Annotated in this window: 3 protein-coding genes; all 3 read left to right on the plus strand. The window is 66.6% G+C overall.

The genetic code is table 11. The annotated features are described in order from the left end of the window. The first annotated feature begins 254 nt into the window (after window positions 1–254). The 3 genes from AB0F40_RS27380 to clpX all read left to right on the plus strand — a co-directional run bounded on the left by AB0F40_RS27380 (window position 255) and on the right by clpX (window position 3,204). Window positions 255–866 carry an ATP-dependent Clp protease proteolytic subunit gene (locus AB0F40_RS27380; RefSeq protein ID WP_357475471.1) on the plus strand — a complete coding sequence of 204 codons (612 nt, stop codon included), beginning with the start codon at window positions 255–257 and terminating at the stop codon, window positions 864–866. 43 nt (window positions 867–909) lie between these two features. Further along, window positions 910–1,629, plus strand: coding sequence for an ATP-dependent Clp protease proteolytic subunit (locus AB0F40_RS27385; RefSeq protein WP_357475467.1), 720 nt, complete (start codon window positions 910–912; stop codon window positions 1,627–1,629). Window positions 1,630–1,914: 285 nt separating this feature from the next. Further along, window positions 1,915–3,204, plus strand: a complete 1,290-nt coding sequence (clpX, locus tag AB0F40_RS27390; RefSeq protein WP_357475469.1) for an ATP-dependent Clp protease ATP-binding subunit ClpX — start codon at window positions 1,915–1,917, stop codon at window positions 3,202–3,204. The last annotated feature ends 81 nt before the right edge of the window (window positions 3,205–3,285 follow it).

A 3,285-nucleotide genomic window follows, 5' to 3' on the forward strand; every position in this document is an offset into this window, starting at 1 on the left:
GTCGTTGTCCTTGATGATCTTCTCGATCGGCTGCCCGGTCTGCTCGGCCGTCAGCTCGGCCACCGAGGCGGGCCGCCGTCCGCGTTCCCCCGACTTCGCTGTGGGCAGCACCGATGCGCTGTAGGCGAAAAGGGCTCCGAATCAGGAGTTCCGCCGGGCGGGGGCACGTTAGGGTCGAGCGACACGACGTCGTAGGACGTGGTCCAAAGACGAGAGTCAGAACCGAGGAGATGGACGTGAACGATCTGCTGCGGATGGATGCTGGGCCGGTAGCACGGACGGAGGGTGCTGGCTTCGGGCTCAACGACTCCATCTACAACCGGCTGCTGAAGGAACGCATCATCTGGCTGGGGTCGGAGGTGCGCGACGAGAACGCGAACGCGATCAGCGCCCAGATGATGCTTCTCGCGGCCGAGGACCCCGACAAGGACATCTGGCTGTACATCAACTCGCCCGGCGGCTCCATCACGGCCGGCATGGCGATCTACGACACCATGCAGTTCATCAAGCCGGACGTGGCGACCGTCGCGATGGGCATGGCCGCCTCGATGGGGCAGTTCCTGCTGTCCTCCGGCACGAAGGGCAAGCGGTACATCACGCCGCACGCCCGCGTGCTGATGCACCAGCCGTCGGGTGGTGTCGGCGGGACCGCTACCGACGTGCGGATCGGCGCGCAGCTCATCATGCACATGAAGAAGGTGCTCGCCGAGCTGACGGCCGAGCAGACCGGGCAGCCGATCGAGAAGATCATCAAGGACAACGACCGCGACAACTGGTTCACGGCCTCCGAGGCGCTGGAGTACGGCTTCGTCGACCACGTCGTCGAGAGCGCCGCGCTGGCCGGCGGCGGCGGCATGGCCAGCTGACCGCCCGGAAACTCATCAAGACCTGATCGACGAGGAGACCATCGTGAGTCCTGAAGCCCAGTTCGTCGCAGCCGCAGAGCGCCTTGCCGGCGCACGCGCCCGTTCGGGCGCGGGGCTGCCTTTCGCTACCGCCGGCGCCATGCCGTCCGCACGGTACGTGCTTCCCCAGTTCGAGGAGCGCACCCCGTACGGCTTCAAGCGCCAGGACCCGTACACCAAGCTGTTCGAGGACCGCATCATCTTCCTGGGTGTCCAGGTCGACGACGCGTCCGCCGACGACGTCATGGCGCAGCTGCTCGTCCTGGAGACCCAGGACCCGGACCGCGACGTGATGATGTACATCAACTCGCCCGGCGGCTCGTTCACGGCCATGACGGCGCTGTACGACACCATGCAGTTCATCAAGCCGCAGATCCAGACCGTCTGCCTGGGTCAGGCGGCCTCGGCCGCCGCGGTCCTGCTCGCCGCCGGCCAGCCGGGCAAGCGTCTCGCGCTGCCGAACTCCCGCGTGCTGATCCACCAGCCCGCGATGGAGGGTGGCGGCTACGCGCAGGCCTCGGACATCGAGATCCACGCGAACGAGCTCATCCGCATGCGTGAGTGGCTCGAGCTGACGCTCGCGACGCACTCCGGCAAGTCGCAGGAGCAGGTGCGCGACGACATCGAGCGCGACAAGATCCTCACCGCCGCGCAGGCCAAGGACTACGGCCTGATCGACGAGGTGCTGGAGTCGCGCAAGCCCGTCGCGGTCGTGACCAACTGACCTCACCGGCCGGTTCGGTCACAACCTCATCCCGACGCCGGGGCTGCCACCAATACCGGTGGACGACGAGCCCCGGCGTCGGGCATGGTGGGACACGCTGCGTAGAACATGACAAAATTGTCATGAAGTGGTGAAAGTCGGTCGTGCGACCCGCCGGGTCGCCAGGCTGACAACAGGCCACCCGTGGTGTGGAATGGATCTTAAGACCGCTCGACATCGCGGATCTGCTGGGTCAGCCGGCCTGTGCGGGACTCCGTGAGGGTGCACAAGGCGAGGAGACAGGTAGTGGTGCGAATCGGTGACGGCGCGGAACTGCTGAAGTGCAACTTCTGCGGTAAATCGCAGAAGCAGGTAAAGAAGCTGATCGCCGGGCCGGGCGTGTACATCTGTGACGAGTGCATCGAGCTGTGCAACGAGATCATCGAGGAAGAGCTCGGTGAGGCCGCGGAGCTGGGGCTGACAGAGCTGCCCAAGCCGCGCGAGATCTTCGACTTCCTCGAGCAGTACATCATCGGCCAGGACCCCGCCAAGCGCGCCCTGGCCGTCGCCGTCTACAACCACTACAAGCGGATCCAGGCGGGCGAGGCCGGCCGGTCGATCAGCCCGGACGAGCAGGACCCGGTCGAGATCGCGAAGTCCAACATCCTGCTCATCGGCCCGACGGGCACTGGAAAGACGTACCTGGCACAGACGCTCGCGAAGATGCTGAACGTGCCCTTCGCCATCGCCGACGCGACAGCCCTCACCGAGGCGGGCTACGTGGGCGAGGACGTCGAGAACATCCTGCTCAAGCTCATCCAGGCCGCTGACTACGACGTCAAGAAGGCCGAGACGGGCATCATCTACATCGACGAGGTCGACAAGGTGGCCCGCAAGGCGGAGAACCCGTCGATCACGCGGGACGTGTCCGGCGAGGGTGTGCAGCAGGCGCTCCTGAAGATCATCGAGGGCACCACCGCCTCGGTGCCGCCGCAGGGCGGGCGCAAGCATCCGCACCAGGAGTTCATCCAGATCGACACCACGAACGTCCTGTTCATCGTGGCAGGTGCGTTCGCGGGGCTGGACGACATCGTGGCCGCCCGCTCCCGCAAGCGCGGCATCGGGTTCAGCGCCCCCATGGAGTCCATCGCACGCGACGAGGACCTGTTCGCCGAGGTCCGGCCCGAGGACCTGCAGAAGTACGGGCTGATCCCCGAGTTCATCGGCCGCCTGCCGGTCATCGCCTCGGTCTCGCCGCTGGACCGCGACGCGCTGGTCCGGATCCTCACCGAGCCGAAGAACGCGCTCGTGAAGCAGTACAAGCGCATGTTCGAGATCGACGGGGTCGAGCTCGAGTTCGACGAGCCCGCCGTCGGCGCCATCGCCGAGCAGGCCCTGCTCCGCGGAACCGGCGCACGAGGACTGCGGGCCATCCTCGAAGAGGTGCTCCAGCAGGTCATGTTCGACGTGCCGAGCCGTGACGACGTCGAACGCGTGGTCATCACCCGCGACGTGGTGCTCGACAACGTGAACCCGACGGTCGTCCCGCGCAAGAACCCGGTGCGCGGCCGCCAGCCCCGCGAGAAGAGCGCGTAGCCGCCGCGGAGCGCGCCACGGGAGCGTGGGCTCGCGAGTGGTCGGTAAAAGGTCAGGTGGTCGGTACCCCGGGGTACCGAC

Origin of the sequence: Promicromonospora sp. NPDC023987, assembly GCF_040639055.1 — a bacterium.
Classification (GTDB): Bacteria; Actinomycetota; Actinomycetes; order Actinomycetales; family Cellulomonadaceae; genus Promicromonospora.

What these genes read in the sequence shown, in the direction of transcription:
- AB0F40_RS27380 (WP_357475471.1), top strand. Translation starts at nt 255, where the DNA reads ATGGATGCTGGGCCGGTAGCACGGACGGAGGGTGCTGGCTTCGGGCTC.